Consider the following 24,222-nt stretch of genomic DNA (forward strand, 5'->3'; position numbering starts at 1 on the left):
GCTCAGGCGACCAGGGCCGGGCGCGTCGCGACCACGGGCAGGCCGATCGCCCGCGCGTACAGCGACTCGAACGTCTCCAGCGTCGACTCGATCGCGTGCGACGCGATCAGCTCGCTGCTCGCCGCGCCCATCCGCGCCGTCACCGTCGGGTCCGAGATCACCGAGTGCAGCCGGTCCGCCAGGCCCGCCACGTCGCCGGGCGTGAACAGCCAGCCGTTGCGGCCCGGCCTGCACAGGTGCGGCAGGGCCATCGCGTCGGCGACCACGACCGGCTTGCCGGCGGCCATCGCCTCCATCGTCGCGAGGCTCTGCAGCTCGGCGATGCCGGGCATGCAGAACAGGTCCGCGCCGGTGTAGGCGTCCAGCAGCTCCTCCTCGTCCACGAAGCCGCGGAACCGGACGCGGTCGGCGATGCCGAGGTGCCGGGCCAGCAGCTCCCACTCCCCGCGGCACGAGCCGTCGCCCACGATGTCGGCGTGCAGCCTCGGCACGAGGGCCACCGCGCGCAGCAGTTCGTCGACGCGCTTCTCCTCGTCCAGCCGGCCCACGAACAGCACGGTCGGGGCGTCGTTGGTGCGCACCGGCCGGCGCAGCCGGTAGCGGTCGATGTCGATGCCGCACGAGACCGGGATCGCGCGGGACGGGAAGCCGTTGTCGTGCAGAAGCCGCACGGCGCGCGGCGTCGGGGCGGTGACGACGTCGGCCACCCCGAACACCCGGCCCAGGTCGCGCCACGCCCAGCGGGACGCCAGGCCCTGGAGCCACGCCGGGACGCGGGCGTGGCCGAACAGGTTCTCCGGCATGAAGTGGTTGGTGGCCACGGTCGGGATGCCCATCTCCGCCGCCTGCCGCAGCACGTACCGGCCGACGACGAAGTGCGCCTGGACGTGCACCAGGTCCGGCTTCAGCTCGGTGAGCAGCGCCCGCACGTCCTTGCCCACCTGCCACGGCAGGCCGATGCGGAACGTGCGGTGGAACGGCGTCCGGTGCGACCGCAGCCGGTGGACCGTGATGCCGTCGACGTGCTCGGTGCGGGCTTTGCCGACCGGGTCGACCGCGATCACGTGCACGTCGTGGTCACGGCCCGCCAGGCCGGTGGCCAGGCGGTGGGCGAACCGGGCCGCGCCGTTGACGTCCGGGGGGAACGTCTCCGCGGCGATCACGATCCGCATGGCGCGTCCGTCGTTCACTGGGGTCTCCGATCTGATAGGTGCAGGAAGGTTCTGGGTGCGGGCCAGCACGGCCACCCCGCCGATGGCGACGGCGGCGCAGGCCAACTCGGCCAGGGCGATGGACCCGCTGGTCCGGGTGGCCTCGCCGAGCAGCCCCGCGCCGATGCCGACGGCGACGAGCGGGTCCACCACGGTGAGGCAGGCCACCGCCAGGTGCGGCGGCCCACTGGCGTAGGCGTGCTGGATGAACCAGCCGCCGACGAGCAGGGCGACGGCGATGCCCGCCGCCGAGAGTGCGGTCGTCCAGGCGACGGAGCCCTGCTGGATGTCCTGGGACACCGAGCGCATGAGCACCGAGACGTAGCCGTAGGCGACGCCGCCGGCCGCGCCGAAGCCCAGCGCCCGCAGCGCCGGCTTCGTGGCCAGCACCCCGAGCAGGCCGGGTGCGGCGATCAGGCCGAGCGCCAGCAGGCCCGCGGTCAGCTCGGCCTCCGGCGCGACCGGCGTGGCCGTGGCGCTGCCCGCCGCGAGGAACACGAACGCGCCGACGCCGAACGTGGTCAGCGCCACGGCCGGGAGTTCGCGGCGGCGGCCGTCGAGCACCGCGGTGATGCCGATCGCGAGCACGCCCACCGGCTGCACGACGCTCAACGGGGCCATGCCCAGCGCCACCGCGTGCACCCCGGCGCCGACCACCAGCAGCACCAGACCGCCCAGCCAGCGCGGCCGGCGCAGCAGGTCCAGCACGCGCAGCGTCCCCTCGGTGGCGCTCACGGCGTCGTGCTGGAGCCGCGCGGCGAAGGCGAAGAACGCCGCGCCGACCACCGCGAGCAGGACCGCGAGCCAGGTCATGCCCTCGCCTCCCGCCGGGCGACCGCGGCGGCCAGCGCGAACAGCAGGCCGTAGAGGAGCGCGAACAGGACGCGCTCGAAAAGACCGAGCAGCACGGCCCCCTGATAGCTGAGAGTCACGTGGCTCACCATGAATGCCACCGAAGTGATACCCGCGGCGACCGAAAAACGACGCACGGTGGTACTGGAAATGAACCGGCGGGAAATCAGCCAACCCGCCAGCGGCAGGCTCGCGAACATCACCGCGCCCGCGTACCGGTGCACCGCGCCGGAGAACGACGTGGGCGTCCCGGTCGGGTCGGTGGGGAACACGGCGGCCACCGCGAGGCCCGCCGCCCACAGCCCCATCAGCACCGCCACCGGCCCCCGCCTGGGCAGACCGCGTCGGACCAGCACCGCGAGCAGGGCGACCGAGGCCGCGGCGAGCGACAGCGCCGTGATCGCCAGCAGCCCGCTGCCGTTGTCGACGAAGATGTAGTCGCTGATCGTGTGGCTGATCGGGCTAAGTTCGCCGACCGACGCCACGTGCAGGTAAACAATCGGGAACAGCGACAGGACAAGGCCCGCAACAGCCAGCGGCAGGACCGCCGCGTGTCTTTTCCCCCGGATCTCCGTCACAAGGAAATCTTGTCCGCCGAACGGGGTCGGAAACTATCCGGATTGCCCCCGAGGGAACCCTGAGGTGACCCCGACCGCGAGGGTGGGGCTGACCCCACCACCAGGGTGGGGCGCGCCACGCCCTAGGCTCTGCCGTCGTGAGCCCGCCACCCCAGCACCCTGCCGTGGAAGTGTCGGGGCTGGTCAAGCGCTACGGCTCCGTGGTCGCGGTGAACGGCCTCGACCTCACGCTCGACCGCGGCGCGGTGCTCGCCCTGCTCGGGCCCAACGGTGCCGGCAAGACCACCACAGTAGAGGTCTGCGAGGGATTCCGCCGGGCCGACGGCGGGCAGGTGCAGGTGCTGGGACTCGACCCGCGCTCGCCCGAACTGCGCCCGCGGATCGGCGTGATGCCGCAGGGCGGCGGCGGTTACCCCGGCGTCCGGGCGGACGAGATGCTGCGGCTCGTCGCGACCTGCGCGGCCGATCCCCTGGACCCCGCCTGGCTGCTGGACGTGCTCGGGCTGACCGGGGTGGGCCGCACCCCCTACAAACGGCTGTCCGGCGGCCAGCAGCAGCGGCTGTCGCTGGCGTGCGCGCTGGTGGGGCGGCCCGAACTGGTGTTCCTCGACGAGCCGACCGCCGGCCTGGACCCCCAGGCCCGCCGGCTGGTGTGGGACCTGGTCGGCGCCCTGCGGTCGGACGGGGTGAGCGTGCTGCTCACCACGCACCTGATGGACGAAGCCGAGGCGCTGGCCGACTCGGTGGTGATCGTGGACGGCGGGCGGGTGGTCGCCGCCGGCACGCCCGCCGAGCTGACCTCGCGGCCCGGCGACGACCAGCAGTTGCGGTTCCGGGCGCGGCCCGGCCTGGACCTGACGCTGCTGACGGTCGCCCTGCCGGAGGGGATGCGGGTGCGCGAGGCGTCGCGCGGCGGCTACCTGGTGCAGGGGCGGATCGATCCCCAGGTGGTGTCCACGGTGACGTCGTGGTGTGCGCAGCAGGGTGTGCTGGCTGAGGAGCTGACCGTGGCCAAGCGGAGTCTCGAAGACGTGTTCCTGGACCTGACCGGGCGGGAGCTGCGGTCGTGAGCGGATTCGCCCCCGGCACGTTCACCCCCGCCCCGGGACGGGGCAGGCTCGGGCGGATGCTCTGGGCGCAGGCCCGGACCGAAGCCGTGCTCACCCTGCGCAACGGCGAGCAGGTCCTGCTGACCGTGCTGATCCCGGTCGCGCTGCTGATCGCGCTGAGCGTGACCTCGGTGATCCCGCTGCCCGAGCCGCGGGTGGGCTCGGCGGTGGCGCGCGTCCTGGCGCTGGCGGTGATCTCCTCCGCGTTCACCGGACAGGCCATCGCGCTCGGGTTCGACCGCCGGTACGGGGTCCTCAAGCGGCTCGCGGCCACCGCGCTGCCCCGGTGGCTGCTGGTGGCCGGGCGGATCGCCGCCGGGTTCGCCGTGGTGGCCGTGCAGGTGGCGATCCTGGCGGTCACCGCACTGCTGCTCGGGTGGGACCTGCCCTCGGCGGCGGGCGTCCTGTGGACGGTCGTGCTGCTGGCGCTGGGCACGCTGTCGTTCGGCGCGCTGGGCGTGCTGCTCGGCGGGGCGCTGCGGGCCGAGATCGTGCTGGCGCTGGCCAACATCGTGTGGTTCCTGCTGCTGCTGGTCGGCGGCGTGGCGCTCGGCGTGGACAGCCTGCCCTCCGGCCTGGCCGCCGTGGTCGAACTGCTGCCCTCGGCGGCGCTGGCCGAAGGTCTGCACACCGCCATCGTGGACGGCGCCGCGCCGGGGCCGCGGCCGGTGCTGGTGCTGATCGCGTGGGGTGTGGCGGGCGCCGCACTCGCGTCGCGGACCACCAGGCTCGACTAGACCCGGCCGCGAGGTCTCAGGGAACGGTACTTACCATCGGTAGCCGTGCCCACCTGGTTCACCGGTCCGCTCGTCAAGCTCCAGCGCGTGTTCGCCATCGCGGTCGTGATCGCCGAGGCGGGGATCGCCGTCACCGGGTCGGTGGTGCGCGTCACCGGGTCCGGTCTGGGGTGTCCCACCTGGCCCGAGTGCGTCGCCGGGAGCCTGGTGCCGGTCGAGCACCCCGAGGTCGCGCCGCTGCACCAGTGGGTCGAGTTCGGCAACCGCACGCTGACCGGCGTGGTGGGCGTCATCGCCGCGCTGTGCGTGCTGTCCGCCTGGTACGACCGGCCGCGGCGGGCGCGGGTGCTGAAGCTGGCGCTGATCCAGTTCGGCGGCGTGGTGCTGCAGGCCGTCATCGGCGGCTCGCTGGTGCTCACCGGGCTGCTGTGGTGGACGGTCAGCATCCACCTGCTGGTGTCCATGGTGCTGGTCTGGGCCGCCGTGCTGCTGGTCGCCGCACTGCGCGAAGGCGACGGGCCCGCCGTGCCGCTGGTGTCCGGGAACGTCCAGCGGCTGCAAGGCGTGCAGGCCGTCGTGCTGGGCCTGCTGCTGCTGGCGGGCACGTTCGTCACCGCCGCCGGGCCGCACGCCGGCGACTCGGCCACGCCCCGGCTCGACCTGCCGGTGCCCACGCTGGCCCAGATCCACGCCGACCTGCTGTTCCTGTTCCTCGGCATGCTGATCGCGCTGGGCTTCGCGCTCGGCCGGCACGCGCGGCGGGCCTACGCGATCCTGGTCGCGACGGTGGTCGCGCAGGGCGCGGTCGGGATGGTGCAGTACTGGACCGGGGTGCCCGAGGTGCTGGTCTCGGTCCACGTGCTGGGCGCCGGCGTGGTCGTCATCGCCACCGCCAACCTGTGGACCGCGACCCGCGTGCGGCCTCACCTCGACGAGGTGGGCCTGCGCTCCCAGACGGCGGGCAGCTCCGTCGCCAGCCACGTGTAGAGGTCGTCCACGGTCCGCAGCCGCAGCGCCCGCTCCGGGTCGCCGCTCATCAGCCGCATGCCCGACTCGGTCAGCTCGCGGACGCTGGTCAGCGCGTCCAGCTTCCGCTGCACCAGGTCGGCCCACCTCTTCTCGTTGATCCGGTACTGCGCCGCCTGCCTGCCGCGCCGCGTCCGCTTGGTCACCAGACCCTCGTTGACCAGGAACTTCAGGTTCGTGGAGATGGAGCCGCTGGACGCCTCCAGCTCCTGCGACAGCTCCGCCGCCGTCCGCTCGCTCGGCAGGCACACCAGCAGGTAGCCGAGGATGCGACCACCGATCAGCGGGATGCCCTCCTCGGCGAAGTGCGCGGCGAACCGCTCGATCCACGCCGACAATCTCGTCTCGCGTCCGACGCCCACCCTGACCTACCCCCTGCTTCGGTCGACACTGAAGCCACAGTGGGCAGTCTAGGGCAGTCAGAGCCGGCGCAGACCCGCCAACACGCGTTCCATCAGACCCAGGTCCGGCTGCCCGCCGTCCTCGGAGGCCGTCTCGTGCACGTCGATCAGGCCCCGTTCGGCCATGTCGCCGAGCAGCACCTTCGCCACGCCCAGCGGCAGCCGCAGCAGCGCCGCGACCTCCGCCACCGAACGCGGGCTGCCCACCAGGCCGATCACCTGGTGGTACTCGGCCTTCAGCGCGCCCTGGTAGTCCCAGTCGACCGCCGACACCAGGGTCTCGATCTCAAGCTGGTGCGACGACGTGGTCCGCCCGCCCGTCCACGAGTATGCGCGCACGATCGACGCGGCCTCCTCGCGCGGGTAGTCGAGGTCCACGTCGTCCTGGAACGCCCGGTGCGGACGCGTCGGGTGGTCCGCCGAATCCGGTTTCCGGGCGCGCCCCGACCTGGGCTTCCGGTCGGAGCCCAGGCTGAAGCCGTTGAGCAGATCGGCGAACGTCTGCTCGACGGCGGACTCGTCGTCCTGCTGGCTCATGACCACCTCACGCCGACGGGCGGGCCATCATCCGCTTCACGCCGTGCAGCTCGGCGCGCAGCTCGGGGGTGAGGAGCTGGCCGACCTGGTCCACCACGACCGTCATCTCGTAGGCGACCTGGCCGACGTCGGCGTCCGGCGCGGCCAGCACCGCCAGGCAGGAGCCGTCCCGGATCGACATCAGCAGCATGATCCCGTACTGCATCTCGATCACCGAGCGCAGCACGCCGCCGCCGTCGAAGCACCTCGCGGCCGACTCGGTGAGGCTCGCGACCCCCGCCGCGATCGCGGATAGCTGCTCCGCCCGGTCCTCGGGCAGGCCGCTGGACGCGGTGAGCAGCAGGCCGTCCACCGAGATCACCACGGCATGGGCGACGCCCGGCACGCGTTCGGCGAAGTTGCTCACCAGCCAGCCGAACTGGTCGACCTGCCGTGACCTCTGCCCGCTCATGTTGTGCTCTCCCGCCCCGTTCGGTTCTCACCGGAGTCCCGCACACCTTGCCGGACTCCGGTCTGGTAGCTCGACAGGAACCCGCGTGTCGCGTTCGGATCCCTCCGGACGGGTGCCACCGCATCGGGTGCACCCGGTCGTTCGGCGACCAGGTTCGAGCGCGGTCGCCGCTTGGGCAGCTCCGCGTCGTCTCCCTCGACGCCGAGCCCCTGTACCCCTTGTACTCCTTGCCGCCCCGGTGCGGAGTCTGCCGGATCCTCGGCCCGGTGGCGCGGGGGTTGCGCCGAACCGTTCGGCTGCGGAGCCGTGGAACGGCCGACGAACCAGGTGGAGCGGAGTCGGGGTGCGGGGCGTGCGGAGGTCGGTGCGGCGGGTGCGGAGTCCCTCGCGTGGCCGCGGAAGGACCTCCAGCCGTCCTCGCGGGCCGCTGCGGTCGTCGGAACGGCGGTGGTCGGGCCGGCGGTATGCGGGCCGGCAGTGGTCGACGCGGCGCTGGTCGACGCGGCGGTGTTCGGACCGGCGGTGTTCGGGCCGGCCGCGGGTCCGGCGGCCGGCGGCGTGACCGCACGCACGAGTTCGGCGGGCACCGCCACGACGGCGCGCACCCCCTCGCCCTGTTCGCGCAGGCCGACCTGGATGCCGTGCCGGCCGGCGAGCCTGCCCACCACGTACAGGCCCAACTGGCGCGACACCGACAGTTCCGCCGAGTCGTCGGCCGCGGCCCGCGCGATCTTGCGGTTCGCCTGGGCCAGGTCCTCCTCGGACATGCCGACGCCGACGTCGAGCACGTCCACCAGCACACCGCCGCCGGGGCGGGCCCGCCCGCCGACCACGACCTGGGTGCGCGGCGGCGAGAACGAGGTGGCGTTGTCCATCAGCTCGGCGACCAGGCGGACCAGGTCCCCCGCCGCGTAGCCGACCACCTCGACCGACGGCGTGGCCTGCACGACGACCCGCTGGTACTGCTCGATCTCCGACGCGGCGGCGCGCAGCACGTCGGCCAGCGGCACCGGGCGGGTGAAGCGGCGGGCCATGTCGCTGCCCGAGAGCACCATCAGGTTCTCGTTGTTGCGGCGCATCCGGGTGGCCAGGTTGTCCAGCTTGAACAGGTTCCCGAGCTGCTCGGGGCTCTGCTCCTGCCGCTCCAGCTCCTCCATCAGCCGTAGCTGCCGCTCCACCAGGCCCTGGCTGCGGCGGGACAGGTTGATGAACGCGTTGCGCATGCCGGCGCGCAGCTCGGCCTGTTCGGCGGCGGAGCTGACCGCCTGCCGGTGCACCGCGTCGAACGCGCGCGCGAGCTGGCCCAGCTCGTCCGTGGTGTGCACGGGCACCGGCTCGATCCGGACGTCCGGCGCGGCGTCCTCGCGGAGCTGGGCGACCAGCGTCGGCAGCCGGTGCTGGGCCACGTCCAGCGCGGCGACCCGCAGGGCGCGCAGCGAGCGCAGCAGGTTCCGGCCGACGACGAAGCCGACCGCGGCCGCCGCGAACAGCGAGGCCAGCAGGATCACCGACGCCGCGCCCGCCCGGTCGCTGGTCTCCTCCTGGAGCCGGGTGGAGGTCTCGGTGAGCTGGTTCTCCAGGCGGCGCAACACGGTGTCGAGCTGCTTGCCGGCGCCGACCGAGCCCTCGTGCCACACGTCGGGGTTCACTCCGTCGCGCACCGACCCCGGGTCGATGCGGACCAGTTGCAGCAGGCTGTTCCGGGTGTCCACGGCCTGGCCGGCGACGGCGGTGACGTAGTCCGCCTGCTGCTGCCGGGTGGCGACGGCGGAGAAGTCGGCGATCTTGTCCTGCTGGCGGGTCACCGACTGCTCCAGCAGGATGACCTCGTTGTCCAGCAACGACCCCCGGCTGATCCCGGCCAGCACGGTGGCGTGCTGCCAGGACCACTGCTCGCCCGCCATGGCGAGGTTGTGCAGGGCGGTGGCGGTGCCGGACAGCGCCGGGTCGCCGAAGTCGCCCACCATGGCCTGGTCGAAGTCCATCAGGGCGCGCAGCACGACGGTGTAGCCGCCGACCGCGCCCGCGAGGTCGGCGGTGCCCGCCAGCACCAGGTCCCGTAGCTGCGACAGGCCGTCGAGGTGCACGCTGACGTCCCGGAACCGGTCGCTCGCGACCTCGCCGAGGGACGTGGTGCGCTCCAACAGGTTTCGTACGCCGGCGGCAGCCGCGTCGGTGACGCGCGCCAGCTCCGCGTACTCCCGCGCCTGCAGGCCGGAGTTCTCGCCGCGCCGGGCCGACAACGCGCGTTCCGCCTGCACGCCCGCGATCAGCGGATCGAGCCCGGCACGCAACGTCACCATGCGCTGCATGGCGGAATAGCCGTCGGAGGCCCGCACGTCGCCCTGGATCTGCACCATGCCCGCGCCGACGGCGACGATCACCGGCACGGTGAGCACTGCGGCGAGCTTGACCGGCAGGCGCCAGTTCCGCCAGTCCGCGACAGCACCCCACCACGGCCAGCGTGCGCTGTTGTCGCCAGTCACCAGACAAGTCCCGGGAGTGTCGGAGTAGTTGATCCGCCGCGTGGAGCGTCACCTGCGCGAACAGCCGGCGGGCGGCGGATGTCGTTGCGCGATACTAGGTCGACTTCGGGGCCACGACAACGACCCCGGCGCATGTGCTCATCCGTTCGGCTCAGGCACGGACGGCGAAGACCCACTCCAGGGGCCCGATTCCACCGTTGACTGCGGGCCGCGCGCGGTTACGCTGATCGCTCACCGAGCCGGAGGATTGATGACGAAGGCAATCCTGCCCCCGACGGAGTCGCGACGTGCGCGGGGCTTCGCGACGTTCGACGAGCCCGGAGTGCCGCTGCTGGTCGACGAGGCGGGCGCGCCGGACTACGCGGCGATCAGGGACAGCGCCGACTTCCGCGAGCTGCGCCGCCGCGTCACGGTGTTCGTGCTGCCCGCGACCATCGGGTTCCTGGCCTGGTACCTCGGCTACGTGGCGCTGTCGGCGTACGCGCCGGAGTTCATGGGCGCGAAGGTGTACGGCGTGATCAACATCGGGATGGTGTTCGGGCTGCTCCAGTTCGCCACCACGATCGGCCTGACCCTGCTGTACGCCCGGTACGCCCGCCGCCGGATCGACCCGCAGGTCGCGGCCGTCCGGGCGCTCACCGCGGAGGAGCGCCCGTGACCGGCGGCAACACCGCGATCAACCTGGGCGTGTTCGCGGTCTTCGTGGTGATCACGCTCTTCGTCGTCTACCGGGTGGGCAACCGCAACGCCAGCGCGTCCGACTACTACGCGGCGGGCAGCAGCTTCACCGGACCGCAGAACGGCGTCGCGCTGTCCGGCGACTTCCTGTCCGCCGCGTCGTTCCTGGGCATCTCGGGCAGCATCGCGGTCAACGGCTACGACGGCTTCCTGTACTCCATCGGCTGGGTGGTGTCCTGGCTGATGGGCCTGATGATCATCGCGGAGCGGCTGCGCAACACCGGCCGGTTCACCCTCGGCGACGTGCTGGCGTTCCGGATGCGGCAGCGCCCGGTGCGCGCGGCGGCGGCGAACGTGACGCTGGTGATCTCGCTGTTCTACATGATCGCGCAGATGGCGGGCGCGGGCGCGCTGATGGCGTTGCTGCTGGACGTGCACACGAAGGGCGGGCAGGCGCTCGTCATCGCGGTCGTCGGCGTCGTGATGGTGATGTACGTGCTCGTCGGCGGCATGAAGGGCACCACGTGGGTGCAGATCATCAAGGCCGTGCTGCTGATCCTGTGCGTGACGCTGATGACCGTGTTCCTGCTGGGGAAGTTCGGCTTCAGCCTGTCCTCGATCCTGGAGACGGCGAGCCTGCGCACGCCGCTCGGGCCGGAGGTGCTGGAGCCCGGCGCGCGGTACGGCGGTTCCCCGTTGGCGCGCCTGGACTTCATCTCGCTGGCGTTGGCGCTGGTGCTGGGCACCGCGTCGCTGCCGCACGTGCTGATGCGGTTCTACACGGTGCCGAACGCGCGGGAGGCGCGGCGGTCCGTGGTGTGGGCGACGTGGATGATGGCGACGTTCTACCTGTGCACGCTGGTGATCGGCTTCGGCTCGCTGGCGCTGGTGGGCTCCGACGCGATCAAGGCCGCGCCGGGCGGCGAGAACTCGGCCGCGCCGCTGCTGGCGTTCCGGATCGGCGGCGCGGTGCTGCTGGGCATCGTGTGCGCGGTGGCGTTCGCGACGATCCTGGCCGTGGTGGCGGGGCTGACTTTGACGGCGTCCGCGTCGTTCGCGCACGACGTGTACGCGAACGTGATCAAGCGCGGCGCGGCCGATCCCCGGTCGGAGCTCCGGGTGGCCAGGCTCACCGCTGTGGTGGTGGGGCTGCTGGCCATCGTGGGCGGCATCGCCGCGAACGGGCAGAACGTGGCGTTCCTGGTGGCGCTGGCGTTCGCGCTGGCGGCGTCGGCGAACCTGTCGACGATCATCTACTCGATGTTCTGGAAGCGCTTCAACACCAACGGGACGCTGTGGGCGATCTACGGCGGGCTCGGGTCGTGCATCGTGCTGATCGCCTTCTCACCCGCCATGTCCGGGACGAAGACGTCGGTCTTCCCCGACGCCGACTTCGCGTGGTTCCCGCTCGGCAACCCGGGCCTGGTGTCGATCCCGCTGTCGTTCCTGTGCGGGTGGCTGGGCACGCTGCTGAGCCGGGAGCGGGCCGACCCGGCCAAGCAGGCCGAGATGGAGGTCCGCTCGCTGACCGGGATCGGGTCCGGGCTCCGGTAGCCCGACTACCGGGCGGCCAGCCTCGGCTACCGGACGGCCGGCCTCGGCAACCGGGCAGCCAGTCCCGGCTACCGGGCGGCCAGTGCCGCCCGGACCGCCGACGCGAACCGCATCGGCGCGGCGGCGTCGGTCTGCCGGAACCCCAGCGACGGCTCCACCAGCTCCAACTCCAGCACCAACGGCGCACCGTCCGCCCCGGCCACCAGATCCACCCGCGCGTAGAGCAGGTCGGCGCGCCGCAGGCCGAGCAGCCCGGCGGCGGCGTCCATCGCGTCCTCCGCGACCCGCCGCTGGGCTCCGGACGGCGACGCCCCGGACAACCGCTCCACGACGTACAGGCCGGACTCGTCGTACTCGGCGTCGGGGGTGAGCATCGCGCCCTTGGTGAACGCGTGCGAGTACTGGCCGCCGAGGAACACCAGCGCCGTCTCCCCCAGCGCGTCGACCGCGGCCTGGTACGGCTGCACCAGCGCGGGCACGCCCAGTGCCGCCAGGTGCGCGGCAGCGCCCGCGAAGTCGCCGGCCGCCACCCGCAACGCCCCGCGCGAGCCCGCGCCGACGGTCGGCTTGACCACGAACTCGCCGGCGGGCCAGTCCGCGAACCCCGGCGTCGCGACGGACGTCGGCACGACCGGCACCCCGGCTCCGGCGAGTTCGACCAGGTACGTCTTGTCGGTGTTCCACGGCACGACCGCCGCCGGGTTGGCCAGGGCCGGCACCGAGGCGCACCACTCCAGGAACTCCGGCAGCCGCTCGGTGTAGTCCCACGTGGACCGCAGGACCACCAGGTCGGCCGTCTCCCCCGACCCCCACACCGACCACGACGCCTCCGCGCCGACCTCGGCCAGGGCGTCGATCAGGGCGGCGTCGTCGCCGTCGCCGGCGGGTAGGGAGGCGCAGGTGGCGAAAAGAACCTTCACCGCCGCAGCTTAGTCAACCCGCCGCCTGGGCGAAATGGCGTAGCGGACGCTCGGCCGGGTGCCGAGGGACACGGGTGAGCCCGAGCACGTTGTTCCCCCCAGCGCCGCCACCTTGTTCTGGGCAACGTGAATGGTAATGAGAAGGTGCCCGGATTTGGCTTACTTCGCCCGATCGAGTGATCACCTCGGGCCGAAGTCGCAGGTCAGCGGCCTGCCATCCGGTGGCGGTGGGCGGGGCCGATCTTCGTGGCCGCGGTCGTTTCGCGGTCCCACTCGTGTGGTTCCAGGTCCGGCACGGCGGCGATCATGGCCTCGGCCGCCGCCGCGTCGGGCAGGATCACGTCGCCCATCGCGCCGTCGTCGCCGACCAGCACTACGCGCGCGCCGGCTAGGCCGATGTTCTCCACGACGGCCCGTGTGGGCTTGCCGTGGGCCGCGACGAACGCCGTCGCCGTTTTGACCGCCGCACCGATCTTCTTCTCCTCAGCCACCCCGCCAGCCTAGAACCTGCGGGTAACTTCCGTGCACGTGACCGAAACCACGACACCGACCCGGCTGGTCGACGACTTCCTCGGCTGGCACTTCGACCGCACGCCCGGCACCGCCGCGATGCTCGGCTCGCTCGACCACGACCACACGCTCGGCGACTTCAGCGCGCAGGCGTTCGCCGACTACGACCGTGAGGCCGCGGAGTGGCTCGAACGGTTCACCGGGGCCTCCGCCGACGGCCTCGAAGAGTCCGTCGACCGGGACCTCGTCATCTCCGTCCTGCGCGGCCACCTGGCGAAGGCCGCCTGGCCCGCGTGGCGGCGGGATCCCTCGATCTATTCCTCCGCCGTGTTGTTCCCGCTGTTCACCGCGTTTCTCAACCGGCTGCGGCCGGAGCCGGAGCTGGTCGGCAGCGTGATCGCGCGGCTGGCCGAGGTGCCCGCCCTGCTGGCCGCGTGCGAGGCGAACCTCGACCCGGGGCTCGCCTCGGCGAAGATCGTCGAACGGGCCGCCGCGCAGGCCAGGACCGGGCGGGCGTTCCTCACCGGCACGCTGCCCGCCGAGGTCGCCGATCCCGTTCTCCGGGTGAAGCTGGCGGACGCCGCCGAGCCCGCCGCCGCCGCGTTCGACCGGCTCGCGGACTTCCTCGACCGGTTCGCCGAGGCCGCCACCGGTGACTGGCGGATGGGCGAGGGGCTCTACTCGACGTTGCTCCGGGAGCAGGAGATCCTCGGCTACGGGGCCGCCGAGCTGCACGAGCGGGGCAGGGCCGCGTATGACGAGCTGGCGGCGGAGATGCGGGAGCTGGCCGGGTCGGACGACTGGCACGCCGTGATGCTCGGGCTCCAGGAGGACCACCCGCCGACGCCCGAGGCGATGCGGGTCGAGTACGAGGCCGAGACGCGGCGCGCCCGCGCGTTCCTGGTCGAGCACGGCCTGGTGACGCTGGCCGACGGCGAGGAGTGCCGGGTGGTGCCGTCCCCGTCGTTCCAGCGGCCGATCCTGAGCGTCGCGTCCTACCTGTCGCCGCCGCCGCTCACGTCCGCCCGGGTGGGGCACTTCTTCGTGCCGTCGCCGCCGGACGACTTCACGCCCGACCAGGTCACGCAGCGGCTTCGCACGAACTCGCGGGCGCAGCTCGCCACGATCGCCGTGCACGAGGCCTACCCCGGCCACCACTGGCACCTGTCGTGGCTGGCCGCGCAGAACCGGCCGGTGCGCAAGGTGTTCCGCACCCCGTACTTCTCCGAGGGGTGGGCGCTGTACGCGGAGAAGCTGCTGCGCGAGCACGGCTACTTCAGCGCGGACACCGTCGGCGACGCGAAGAAGGCCCGCGCGCAGGAGTTGGCGCACGTCGAGGCACGGCTGTTCCGCGCCGCCCGGATGATCGTGGACACCGGGTTGCACTGCGGTGACATGAGCGTCGCGGAGGCGGAGGAGTTCATGACCACGAAGGCCTCGCTGACGCCGGGCACGGCGCAGGGCGAGGTGCTGCGGTACTGCGCGTGGCCCACGCAGGCGCCGTCCTACCTGACCGGCGCGTTGGAGATCGAGCGCATCCGGGACGAGTTCGCCGGCACGCAGCGGGAGTTCCACGACAGGCTGGCCGGGTCGGGTGCGTTGCCGCTGGGACTGGCCCGCCGGGTCGCGCTGGGGCGGTGAGCCCTCCGGGCGCCGACTTGACGGGACGCGGAACAGGGCGCGGCGCGCGAGAGTTGGCCTAGAGCAGAACCGATGGAGCGTACGGAGGACGGGACATGCCCAAGGCTGTGGTGGTGCGCGCGACCGGCGGGCCAGAGGTGTTGGAGTTCGGCGAGGTGGAGCCGAAGACGCCGGGCGCGGGTGAGCTGCTGGTGGACGTGGCGGCGGCCGGGGTGAACTACATCGACACCTACCACCGCGAGGGCCGCTATCCGCTGCCGCTGCCGTTCGGCATCGGTCTGGAGGGCGCCGGCCGGGTGGCCGCGCTCGGTCCGGACGTGGCGGGGTTCGCGGTCGGCGACCGGGTGGCGTGGGCGGCGGCGTTGGGCAGCTACGCCGAGCAGGCGCTGGTGAAGGCGTCGGACGCGGTGCCGGTGCCGGACGGGGTGGACGACGACACGGCGGGCGCGCTGCTGTTGCAGGGCCTGACCGCGCACTACCTGGTGGCGTCGACGTACCCGGTGCGGGAGGGCGACGCGGTGCTGGTGCACGCCGCGGCGGGCGGGGTGGGGCTGCTGCTGGTGCAGCTCGCCAAGGCGCGGGGCGCGCGGGTGATCGGCACGGTGTCCACAGGGGCCAAGGAGGCGCTGGCGCGGGAGGCCGGCGCGGACGAGGTGATCCGGTACGACCAGGCGGAGTTCGCGCCGCGGGTGCGGGAGCTGACCGACGGCCGGGGTGTCGCGGTGGTGTACGACGGGGTGGGCGCGGCCACGTTCGACGGGAGTCTGGCGAGCCTGCGTCCGCGCGGCTACCTGGTGCTGTTCGGCGCGTCGAGCGGCGCGGTGCCGCCGGTGGACCCGCAGCGGCTCAACCAGGCGGGTTCGGTGTACCTGACCCGGCCGTCGCTGGGCGCGTACACGGCCACCCGGGAGGAGCTGGAGTGGCGTGCGCGCGAGCTGTTCGCGGCGGTCGCGGACGGGTCGCTGAGCGTGCGGATCGGCGGACGCTACCCGCTGGCCGACGCCCGGACCGCGCACCAGGACCTGGAGGGCCGCCGCACCACGGGCAAGCTGCTGCTCATTCCGTGACGTGCGAGGGGGCCCCGGCGCGTGCCGGGGCCCCTGGCGGACTCAGCCCTGCACCTTGACGGCGTCGATCACGAAGATCAGCGTCTCGCCGGGTTGGATGGAGCCCCTGCCCTGCGGGTAGCCCTTGTCGGACGGCACGACGAGCAGTCGCCGACCGCCTTCCTTGAGGCCGATGAGGCCCTCGTTCCAGCCCTGGATCACGGAGGCCTGGCCGATGTTGGCCAGGTCGAGCGGCTGGCCCTTGTCCCAGGACGCCTCGCGGGTCTTGCGGTCGCGGAAGGTGGCCAGCACGTAGTGGAGCTGGGCGGTGGAGCCCGCTTTGATCTCCGGGCCGGTGCCCTCGGTGAGGTCCTTGACCAGCAGGCCGTCCTGCGGTGTGCAGCCGCTCGGCACGGTGATGGCCGGCTTCGCGCCCGGCTCCCCCGTCACCTGGTACTGGGTCACCTCGCAGGGCGGGCCGCTCGGCTCGGGCAGGTCCTCGACGGTCTGCTCGCCCGCCGCGGGCGCCGTCGCCGCCGGGGTGGTGGTCTTGGTGGACGGCCGGTCGCTCGCGGTGCACGCGGTCAGCGCCAGTCCGGCGGACAACAGGGACACGAGGGCCAGGGCCGTACGGCCGACAGTACGCATGGTTGCGGAGCTTATGGGGCCGCCCCGGACGCCGTACCGCCAGGCCCACCGCCAGGCGCAACGCCGGTCACGGTCCGCTGCGAACGGCCCGAAAACATTCCGCGAAAGTGCCACTAATTACCGCTTCCGCAGTTCGGCGGCCAAGCGTAGGGTAACTCCGCGCACTTGATCGGATACCGCCGGCATTCGGCCTTTCGGGTGCCCGCCAAGGAGGTGACCACCGTGTCCGCGGAGCCCGGGGGCGAACGCGGCAACCTGTTACAGGAATTGTTCTGGACCAGGACCGGACTGCTTCTGCTCATCCTCGTGGTGACCTCCGCGGGCTGCCTGGCCATTTCCAGCAACCTGGAGCAAGGACCGCTGCGGGGCTTCGTCGCGGCGGTCGGCACGGGCACCATGATCTCCGCCGTGGTCGGTTTCACGCAGACGCTGGTCACCAGTGCCGCGGCGCGGCGGGCGCTGATCGCGCCGGTGGTGGAGGAGAGCCGCAAGGCGCTGCGCGACCTCACCGCCGAGTACCGGGCGCTGGACCGCGAGTTCTTCCCGAGCCACGTGTTCGAGCCGACCGCACGGCCGGACCCGGCGTTCAACCAGCTCATGATGCAGGACCTGGAACGCACCCGACTGTACGGGTTCCGGGGCTTCGCGGGCCGGTACGCGGCGTGCCGGCTGCTGCTGTCGCAGTCGGAGTGCCAGCTCAGGGCGGTCCTCGCCGATCCGCGGGACGCGGACGCCATCGGCGGCCGGGCCCGGTACCTGCTGCGGCACGAGGGCGCGGACGGCGACTACGACACCATCGCGGACCGGTTGCGCGACCAGATCCGGATCGGCCTGGTGGGTTTGTTCCTGACCCGCGGCCGGTGTTCCCGGATCGACCTGACGATCGTGTCCGATCCGCCGCTGGACCGGCTGGAGCTGTTCGACGACAGCGCGTGGCTCAGCCTCTACAGCAACACCAGCGCGGGCGTGGTCCGGTTGTACCCGCGCACGCTCCGGTTCTCCGAGGGCTCGTTCCTGTACGGAATGGAACGCGCCGAGTTCCTCCGCATCAGCAATTCCAAGGCAGGACTGCATGTCGTCATCACGCCGCGCACCACGCGCGGCGACTTCCTGGTGTTGTTCGAGAAGATCACCGGCGCCGGGTTGTCCGAAGAAGGTTTCCAGGAGCTGGCGGACAAGTTCCACCGATTCCGCCGGGAATTCTCCGCCTCCGCTCGGTTGGGGAGCTGATAAGCCGTGTTGAGCGAGTACGCCGGGTCCTCCGCGGTAGCGGACCTCGCCACGATCATCACCGTGGCCGACCCCCCTGTCGTCGACCATTGGGAACACGTCGCGGGACGGTTCCACGAGTGGGCGAACCGACCCGGCCTGAAGCAGAGACTGCGCGCGCACCTGTGCGCCCTCACCCCGCAGGAGGAGATGCGGGTGGTCGCCCGGTCGCGGGAGACGACCACGCACTTCGCGTGGTGCCTGCGGGACGAGCCGGCCGAGCCGTTCACGTTCTGGCTGCACGAGTACAAACCGCAGCACGACTGGCGGCAGGGCTACGCCGACTCGATCCACAACCACCGCTACCACTTCTGCACGACCCTGTTGGCAGGCTCCTACCTGCACGAACGCTTCACCGCGCGGCTCGCGGAAGACGGCCGGTCCATCGCGGAGACCGAACTGCTGCGCAGCACGCAGGCCCAGCGGGGCGATTCCGGGACGATGCTGGCGCACGAGTTCCACCGCATCCCGAAAGCGGCGGACGACACGCTGACGTTCCTGGTGAAGAGCCGCGCGGTGAGCCCGTGGAGCCTGTCCTACGACCCGGACACGCGGACCAGCCACCGGCACGTCCCGGTGGAGTCCAGGCTGGAGGAACTGACGAAGACGCTGTGACGATCCGGGGCCCGATCCCCCGGGCACCGCCTACCATCGGCCCACCCGGCACGGGAGGGTCCGATGAGCACGGTCTCGAAACCGACGGTCACGGCGCGGGCGGTCGCCGGAGTGGAGCGCGAGGTGGGGCGGCTGTGCCGCGGCCTGGCGGCGAGGCTCCAGTTCCACGGCTGGCACCACGTCAGCTTCGTGCGGGACAAGGCGGTCGGCTTCGCCCGGCGCAACGGCGCGGACGTGGCGCTGGTCGAGGTCGCCGCCCTGGTCCACGACGTGAACTACATGGTCCGGAAGAACTCGCTGCCGGTCGACGGGCGGCGGCTGCGGCTGGCCATCCTGGCCGGCGCGGGGGTGCCCGACGAGGTGGCCGCGCGGGTCGACGCCGTGGTGGAGGAGGCCGAGATGCGCACCCGGCACCGGCACATCTCGCTGGAGGCGCAGGCGCTGTCGGACGCGGACACGCTGTTCAAGGCGCTGCCGGTGACGCCGGTCGTGCTCGCGCCGAAGTACCTGGAGGAGAACGGCATCACGCTGCGCGAGCTGGCGCACAAGATCGTCGGCGAGCAGCAGGCCAAGCAGGACGGCGGCTACTACTTCTACGACCCGGAGGCCGCGGCGACGTACTCGCGGTGGGCGTCGGCGAACCTCGAACTGTGGCAGTGCATCGTTGAATCGTTGGACGATCCCACCGTCGACCGGCTACTCGCGGCGGTGTCCTGACCAAGTCCTAAACCTGTTAGGGCCCAATTTGGGCCGAAAGTCACCTGTAATTGCTCCGAATGCCCGCGTAATACTTACCGTCAGTGCGCGTCCCCCCGGTGAAGTCGCGGTGGGCGCCGCGGCGGGGGAGGTGCGTGGTGTTCGCGGACGACAGGACGGGCCCGTTACGGGCGACGGTCGCGCCAGAGGTCGTGACGGCGGCGGTGGCGGGTGCCCGGGACGCGGTGGAGCTGCTGCTCAAGGCCGTGCGCCCCGCGGTGCTGCGGTACTGCCGCGCGCGGTTGGGCGGCGGCTCCGCGACGCCGCCGGACGACGTGGCGCAGGAGGTGTGCCTGGCGGTGCTCCGGGCGCTGCCCCGGTACCGGGACGAGGGCCGGCCGTTCCTGGCGTTCGTGTACGGCATCGCGTCGCACAAGGTCGCCGACGCCCACCGGTACGGCGCGCGGAACCGGGTGGACCCGGTGGCCGACGTGCCGGACGCCGCGGTCACCGAGGCGGGGCCCGAGCTGCTCTTCCTGCGCGGGGAGCTGTCCGAGGAGATGTCCCGCCTGCTGGACGTGCTGCCGCCCAAGCAGCGGGAGATCCTGCTGCTGCGCGTCGTGGTGGGGTTCTCGGCGGAGGAGACGGCCGAGGCGGTCGTCTCGACGCCGGGCGCGGTGCGGGTGGCCCAGCACCGGGCGCTGACGCGGCTGCGGAAGGTGCTCGCGGCGCAGCTCGTCTCCAGCTAGACGCTCCCGCCGCGCTACCGCCGCCGCGGAACGGCGGGGCGGAACGGTGGGGCGGTCAAGACGGCAGGGCGGCCGGAACGGCAGGGCGGGTCAGAACGGCAGGCCGAGCACCGGAAGTCCGACGACTGCGTCAACTGCCAGCCCACAGAAGACCAGCATCAGGTAGAGGTTGGACATGTGGAAGAACTTCATCGTGTTCGTCGACCCGCCCCGGCGCACGACGCCGTGCAGGCGGTGCGCGAACACGGCGAACCAGACGCCGGACAGCGCCGCCACGGACACGTAGATCCACGACGTCACGGGGGCCAGCAGCAGGGTGCACCCGACCGTGATCCACGAATAGATGACGATCTGCCGCGTCACCTGCTGGGCCGTCGCCACCACCGGCAGCATCGGCACGCCCGCCCGCGCGTAGTCCTCCTTGAACTTCATCGCCAGCGCCCAGGTGTGCGGCGGGGTCCAGAAGAAGATCACGCCGAACATCGCCAGCGCGGGCCAGGCGACCGTGCCGGTCACCGACGACCAGCCGATGATCACCGGCATGCAGCCGGCCATGCCGCCCCAGATGATGTTCTGCGACGTCCGCCGCTTGAGCACCAGCGTGTAGACGAAGATGTAGAACAGGATCGTCGCGACGGCGAACACCGCCGAGATCAGGTTCGTCGTCATCCACAGGAACAGGAACGACACCACCCCGAGCACCACGCCGAAGATCAGCGCGTTGCGCGGCGGGATGGCGTTGCGGGCCAGCGGCCGGGCGCCGGTCCGCTTCATCACCGAGTCGATGTCCGCGTCGACGTAGCAGTTCAGCGCGTTCGCCGAGCCGGCCGCGAGCGTCCCGCCCGCCAGGGTGCACGCGATCAGCCACAGCGGCGGGAGGCCGCGGGCGGCCAGCAGCATCGCCGGGATCGTCGTGATCAGCAGCAGTTCGATGACGCGGGGCTTGGTCAACGCCACGTACGCGCCGACGACCTGTCGGGGCGACCGCGCCGGAAGCTCGCTGACGGCACTCATCGCACTCCTTGGTCGGGTCGGGGATGCGCGAATCGTAACCGCGCGTTGGAAACACAGCCCGTTCGGGTACGTCTGAACGGGACGGGACGCCGGTTCGTATCCCCTGTGCGTACACCCACAGAGCGTTCGCGACACGCACGCCGGACGTGCCGACTAGGCTGGCCGGCGGACGAGGGAAAACCGCGGATCGGGCCTGACGGGATCGATTGAGAGCCCACCCGTCCCACCCCGCCGCCTACGTGAGACTGGAGCTGGAAGTCCGTGTCCGTCACCGATGACATCACCCGGCTGACCGAGGCCCAACTGCCCGACGACTGGACAGAGCTCGACCGGCGCGCCGTGGACACCGCCCGCGTCCTGGCCGCCGACGCGGTGCAGAAGGTCGGCAACGGCCACCCCGGCACCGCGATGAGCCTGGCGCCACTCGCCTACACCCTGTTCCAGCGCGTGCTGCGGCACGACCCGGCGGACCCGGACTGGGTGGGCCGCGACCGGTTCGTGCTCAGCGCCGGCCACTCCAGCCTGACCCTCTACATCCAGCTCTACCTGTCCGGCTACGGCGTGGAGCTGGACGACCTGAAGGCGCTGCGGACGTGGGGCTCCCGGACTCCCGGCCACCCCGAGCACCGGCACACCCCCGGCGTGGAGATCACCACCGGCCCGCTGGGCCAGGGGCTGGCCTCCGCCGTGGGCATGGCGATGGGCGCGCGCCGCGAGCGCGGCCTGTTCGACCCGGACACCGCGGTCGGCGAAAGCCCGTTCGACCACCACATCTTCGTGATCGCCTCCGACGGCGACATCGAGGAGGGCGTGACGTCCGAGGCGTCCTCGCTCGCGGGCACGCAGCAGCTCGGCAACCTCACGGTGATCTACGACGACAACAAGATCTCCATCGAGGACGACACGACGATCGCGCTGTCGGAGGACACCGCGAAGCGCTACGAGGCCTACGGCTGGCACGTGCAGGTCGTGGAGGGCGGCGAGAACGTCACCGGCATCCTCGACGCGCTGGAGAAGGCCAAGGCGGAGACCGGGCGGCCCTCGTTCATCCTGGTCCGCACGGTCATCGGCTACCCCGCGCCGAACAAGCAGAACACCGGCGCGGCGCACGGCGCGGCGCTCGGCGGCGACGAGGTCGCGGCGGTCAAGAAGATCCTGGGCTTCGACCCGGAACGGACCTTCGAGGTCGCCGACGAGGTGCTGGCGCACGCCCGCGAGGTCGTCAAGCGCGGCGAGGCGGCCAAGGCCGAGTGGCAGCGGTCGTTCGACGCGTGGGCGTCGGCGAACCCGGAGCGCAAGGCGCTGTTCGACCGGCTGGTGGCGCGCGAGCTGCCCGAGGGCTGGGCGGACGCGCTGCCGTCGTGGGAGCCCGACGCCAAGGGCGTGCCGACCCGCAAGGCGTCCGGTGAGACGCTGACCGCGCTCGCCCCGGTGCTGCCGGAGCTGTGGGGCGGCTCGGCCGACCTCGCGGAGAGCAACCTGACCACGATGAAGGGCTCCGACTCGTTCGGCCCGGCGTCGATCTCCACCAAGATGTGGCAGGCCGGCCCGTACGGCCGCACGCTGCACTTCGGCGTCCGCGAGCACGCCATGGGCGCCATCCTCAACGGCATCGCGCTGCACGGCCCGACCCGCCCGTACGGCGGCACGTTCCTGGTGTTCTCCGACTACATGCGCCCGGCCGTGCGGCTCGCCGCGCTGATGAAGTCCCCGGTCACCTACGTGTGGACGCACGACTCCATCGGCCTGGGCGAGGACGGCCCGACGCACCAGCCGATCGAGCACCTGGCCGCGCTGCGCGCGATCCCCGGCCTGTCCGTGGTGCGCCCCGGCGACGCGAACGAGACCGCCGCCGCCTGGAAGGCCACCGTCGAGCAGACCGAGGGTCCGGTCGGCCTCGCGCTCAGCCGGCAGAACCTGCCCGTGCTGGAGGGCACGAAGGAGAAGGCGACCGAGGGCGTCAAGAAGGGCGGCTACGTGCTGTCCGGCGACGGCGAGCCGGCGCTGATCCTCATCGCGACCGGCTCCGAACTCCAGATCGCGGCCGAGGCGCGGAAGGTGCTCGAAGCCGAGGGCGTCGCGACCCGCGTGGTGTCGATGCCCAGCATCGAGTGGTTCGACGCGCAGGACGACGCCTACCACGAGTCGGTGCTGCCGTCCTCGGTGAAGGCGCGGGTCGTGGTGGAGGCGGGCATCGCCCAGCCGTGGCACCGGTTCGTCGGCGACGCGGGCGAGATCGTCTCCATCGAGCACTTCGGCGCGTCGGCCGACTACCAGACGCTGTTCCGCGAGTTCGGTTTCACCACGGAGAACGTCGTCGCGGCGGCCCGCCGGTCGCTGGCCAAGGTCCGCTAGTCCCCTAGGGAGATGACGAGATGAGTTCCCACCCGCTGGCCGCGCTGAGCGACGCCGGTGTGTCGATCTGGCTGGACGACCTGTCCCGCGAGCGGCTGAACACCGGCAACCTCGCCGACCTGATCACGAACCACCACGTGGTGGGCGTGACCACCAACCCGACGATCTTCGCCGCCGCCCTGGCCAAGGGCGCGTCCTACGACGAGCAGGTGCGCGAGCTGGTCGCGCGCGGCGCGGACACCGACGCGGCGGTCCGCGAGATCACCACCACGGACGTGCGCAACGCGTGCGACCTGTTCCGGACCGTCTACGAGGCCTCCGACGGCGTCGACGGCCGGGTGTCGATCGAGGTCGACCCGCGCCTGGCGGGCGACACCGAGGCCACCATCGTCGAGGCGCTGGACCTGGCCAAGACGGTGGACCGGCCGAACCTGCTGGTGAAGATCCCCGCCACGGTCGAGGGCCTGCCCGCGATCACCAAGGTGCTGGCCGAGGGCGTCAGCGTGAACGTGACGCTGATCTTCTCCGTCGAGCGCTACCGCCACGTGATGGAGGCGTTCATCACCGGTCTGGAGCAGGCCAAGGCGAACGGCCACGACCTGCGCGGCATCCAGTCCGTGGCGTCGTTCTTCGTGTCCCGCGTGGACACCGAGGTCGACAAGCGGCTGGACGCGCTGGGCACGCCGCGCGCCAAGGAGCTGCGCGGCCGGGCCGCGATCGCGAACGCGCGGCTGGCGTACGCGGCGTTCCAGGAGACGTTCCGCGGTGAGCGCTGGGAGGCGCTGGTCGCCGCCGGCGCGCGGGCGCAGCGCCCGCTGTGGGCGTCGACCGGCGTGAAGGACCCGGCGTACTCGGACACCCGGTACGTGGACGAGCTGGTGGTGGCCGACACGGTCAACACGATGCCGGAGAAGACGCTGCACGCCGTCGCCGACCACGGCAAGATCACCGGTGACACCGTGACCGGGCGGGCCGCCCAGGCGCAGGAGGTCTTCGACGGGCTGGTCGAGGTCGGCCTCGACCTCGACGACGTGTTCATCGCGCTGGAGACCGAGGGCGTGGACAAGTTCGAGAAGTCCTGGGCGGAACTGCTGGAGACGGTGACCGGACAACTGAACCAGGCTAAGGACTGAGAACAC

At 72.1% G+C, this 24,222-nt stretch carries 23 protein-coding genes; 13 read left to right on the top strand and 10 right to left on the bottom strand.

The window, feature by feature from the left end:
- Positions 1–2 precede the first annotated feature (2 nt).
- Positions 3–2,024 carry a glycosyltransferase gene (locus ACQPZF_RS29605; RefSeq protein WP_433262481.1) on the bottom strand — a complete coding sequence of 674 codons (2,022 nt, stop codon included), beginning with the start codon at positions 2,022–2,024 and terminating at the stop codon, positions 3–5.
- Entirely contained in the window at positions 2,021–2,641 is a 621-nt protein-coding gene (locus ACQPZF_RS29610; protein WP_433262483.1) for a DUF998 domain-containing protein, read from the bottom strand. Before ACQPZF_RS29610 ends, ACQPZF_RS29605 begins: the two co-directional genes overlap by 4 nt.
- Before the next feature lie 137 nt (positions 2,642–2,778).
- Here ACQPZF_RS29610 and ACQPZF_RS29615 point away from each other — a divergent pair, with 137 nt between their 5' ends.
- The 3 genes from ACQPZF_RS29615 to ACQPZF_RS29625 are packed head-to-tail and all read left to right on the top strand — an operon-like array spanning position 2,779 to position 5,474.
- Positions 2,779–3,711 (top strand): ABC transporter ATP-binding protein, encoded by a 933-nt coding sequence (locus ACQPZF_RS29615; RefSeq protein ID WP_433262485.1) that lies wholly within the window; start codon positions 2,779–2,781, stop codon positions 3,709–3,711.
- A gap of 56 nt (positions 3,712–3,767) precedes the next feature.
- Positions 3,768–4,487 (top strand): ABC transporter permease, encoded by a 720-nt coding sequence (locus tag ACQPZF_RS29620; protein ID WP_433274744.1) that lies wholly within the window; start codon positions 3,768–3,770, stop codon positions 4,485–4,487.
- Positions 4,488–4,532: 45 nt separating this feature from the next.
- Positions 4,533–5,474, top strand: coding sequence for a COX15/CtaA family protein (locus ACQPZF_RS29625; protein ID WP_433262487.1), 942 nt, complete (start codon positions 4,533–4,535; stop codon positions 5,472–5,474).
- Here the strand turns inward: ACQPZF_RS29625 and ACQPZF_RS29630 are convergent.
- The 4 genes from ACQPZF_RS29630 to ACQPZF_RS29645 are packed head-to-tail and all read right to left on the bottom strand — an operon-like array spanning position 5,411 to position 9,388.
- Positions 5,411–5,875: a GbsR/MarR family transcriptional regulator gene (locus ACQPZF_RS29630; RefSeq protein ID WP_433262489.1), complete on the bottom strand. Its 465-nt coding sequence runs from the start codon at positions 5,873–5,875 to the stop codon at positions 5,411–5,413. The two genes, ACQPZF_RS29625 and ACQPZF_RS29630, sit on opposite strands and share 64 nt — an antisense overlap.
- A gap of 57 nt (positions 5,876–5,932) precedes the next feature.
- A complete protein-coding gene (locus tag ACQPZF_RS29635) occupies positions 5,933–6,451 on the bottom strand; it encodes a DUF742 domain-containing protein (protein WP_433262491.1) in 519 nt (172 codons plus the stop codon).
- A 7-nt stretch (positions 6,452–6,458) separates the two neighbouring features.
- On the bottom strand, positions 6,459–6,902 hold the full coding sequence (locus tag ACQPZF_RS29640; RefSeq protein WP_433262493.1) for a roadblock/LC7 domain-containing protein: 444 nt from the start codon (positions 6,900–6,902) through the stop codon (positions 6,459–6,461).
- Positions 6,899–9,388, bottom strand: a complete 2,490-nt coding sequence (locus ACQPZF_RS29645; RefSeq protein WP_433262495.1) for a nitrate- and nitrite sensing domain-containing protein — start codon at positions 9,386–9,388, stop codon at positions 6,899–6,901. Before ACQPZF_RS29645 ends, ACQPZF_RS29640 begins: the two co-directional genes overlap by 4 nt.
- 250 nt (positions 9,389–9,638) lie before the next feature.
- Between ACQPZF_RS29645 and ACQPZF_RS29650 the strand changes: the two genes are divergently transcribed.
- Both ACQPZF_RS29650 and ACQPZF_RS29655 read left to right on the top strand, forming a co-directional pair.
- Positions 9,639–10,046: a DUF485 domain-containing protein gene (locus ACQPZF_RS29650; RefSeq protein ID WP_433262497.1), complete on the top strand. Its 408-nt coding sequence runs from the start codon at positions 9,639–9,641 to the stop codon at positions 10,044–10,046.
- Positions 10,043–11,620 carry a solute symporter family protein gene (locus ACQPZF_RS29655; protein ID WP_433262499.1) on the top strand — a complete coding sequence of 526 codons (1,578 nt, stop codon included), beginning with the start codon at positions 10,043–10,045 and terminating at the stop codon, positions 11,618–11,620. The genes ACQPZF_RS29650 and ACQPZF_RS29655 overlap by 4 nt, the downstream gene beginning before the upstream one ends.
- Before the next feature lie 68 nt (positions 11,621–11,688).
- Here ACQPZF_RS29655 and ACQPZF_RS29660 read toward each other — a convergent pair whose 3' ends face one another.
- Together ACQPZF_RS29660 and ACQPZF_RS29665 are read right to left on the bottom strand one after the other, a co-directional pair.
- A complete protein-coding gene (locus tag ACQPZF_RS29660) occupies positions 11,689–12,540 on the bottom strand; it encodes an ATP-grasp domain-containing protein (protein WP_433262501.1) in 852 nt (283 codons plus the stop codon).
- Positions 12,541–12,743: 203 nt separating this feature from the next.
- Positions 12,744–13,031, bottom strand: coding sequence for a hypothetical protein (locus tag ACQPZF_RS29665; RefSeq protein ID WP_433262502.1), 288 nt, complete (start codon positions 13,029–13,031; stop codon positions 12,744–12,746).
- 37 nt (positions 13,032–13,068) lie between these two features.
- Between ACQPZF_RS29665 and ACQPZF_RS29670 the strand changes: the two genes are divergently transcribed.
- Together ACQPZF_RS29670 and ACQPZF_RS29675 are read left to right on the top strand one after the other, a co-directional pair.
- Positions 13,069–14,691 (top strand): DUF885 domain-containing protein, encoded by a 1,623-nt coding sequence (locus tag ACQPZF_RS29670; protein WP_433262504.1) that lies wholly within the window; start codon positions 13,069–13,071, stop codon positions 14,689–14,691.
- A gap of 95 nt (positions 14,692–14,786) precedes the next feature.
- Complete coding sequence (locus ACQPZF_RS29675; RefSeq protein ID WP_433262505.1) at positions 14,787–15,758, top strand: quinone oxidoreductase family protein; 972 nt, start codon at positions 14,787–14,789, stop codon at positions 15,756–15,758.
- A gap of 42 nt (positions 15,759–15,800) precedes the next feature.
- Here the strand turns inward: ACQPZF_RS29675 and ACQPZF_RS29680 are convergent, their stop codons facing one another.
- Positions 15,801–16,385 (bottom strand): FKBP-type peptidyl-prolyl cis-trans isomerase, encoded by a 585-nt coding sequence (locus ACQPZF_RS29680; protein WP_433262507.1) that lies wholly within the window; start codon positions 16,383–16,385, stop codon positions 15,801–15,803.
- Between the two features lie 222 nt (positions 16,386–16,607).
- On the opposite strand from ACQPZF_RS29680, the gene ACQPZF_RS29685 reads away from it, so the two are divergent.
- The 4 genes from ACQPZF_RS29685 (at position 16,608) to shbA (ending at position 19,714) form a co-directional block, all read left to right on the top strand.
- Positions 16,608–17,615 carry a hypothetical protein gene (locus ACQPZF_RS29685; RefSeq protein WP_433274746.1) on the top strand — a complete coding sequence of 336 codons (1,008 nt, stop codon included), beginning with the start codon at positions 16,608–16,610 and terminating at the stop codon, positions 17,613–17,615.
- A 63-nt stretch (positions 17,616–17,678) separates the two neighbouring features.
- The gene (locus tag ACQPZF_RS29690) at positions 17,679–18,269 is read left to right on the top strand and encodes a hypothetical protein (protein WP_433262509.1); all 591 of its coding nucleotides are present in this window, start codon (positions 17,679–17,681) and stop codon (positions 18,267–18,269) included.
- Positions 18,270–18,332: 63 nt separating this feature from the next.
- Positions 18,333–18,986, top strand: coding sequence for an HD family phosphohydrolase (locus ACQPZF_RS29695; protein ID WP_433262511.1), 654 nt, complete (start codon positions 18,333–18,335; stop codon positions 18,984–18,986).
- Positions 18,987–19,123: 137 nt separating this feature from the next.
- Positions 19,124–19,714, top strand: a complete 591-nt coding sequence (gene shbA, locus ACQPZF_RS29700) for an RNA polymerase sigma factor ShbA (RefSeq protein WP_433262513.1) — start codon at positions 19,124–19,126, stop codon at positions 19,712–19,714.
- Between the two features lie 90 nt (positions 19,715–19,804).
- On the opposite strand, the gene ACQPZF_RS29705 is transcribed toward shbA, so the two are convergent.
- Complete coding sequence (locus ACQPZF_RS29705; protein ID WP_433262515.1) at positions 19,805–20,728, bottom strand: heme o synthase; 924 nt, start codon at positions 20,726–20,728, stop codon at positions 19,805–19,807.
- A gap of 261 nt (positions 20,729–20,989) precedes the next feature.
- On the opposite strand from ACQPZF_RS29705, the gene tkt reads away from it, so the two are divergent.
- Positions 20,990–23,083: a transketolase gene (gene tkt / locus ACQPZF_RS29710; RefSeq protein WP_433262517.1), complete on the top strand. Its 2,094-nt coding sequence runs from the start codon at positions 20,990–20,992 to the stop codon at positions 23,081–23,083.
- A gap of 20 nt (positions 23,084–23,103) precedes the next feature.
- The gene (gene tal / locus ACQPZF_RS29715; RefSeq protein ID WP_433262519.1) at positions 23,104–24,216 is read left to right on the top strand and encodes a transaldolase; all 1,113 of its coding nucleotides are present in this window, start codon (positions 23,104–23,106) and stop codon (positions 24,214–24,216) included.
- Positions 24,217–24,222 lie beyond the last annotated feature (6 nt).

The sequence above is a fragment of the Actinosynnema sp. CS-041913 genome (assembly GCF_050942485.1).
In the GTDB taxonomy this organism is placed as follows: domain Bacteria; phylum Actinomycetota; class Actinomycetes; order Mycobacteriales; family Pseudonocardiaceae; genus Actinosynnema.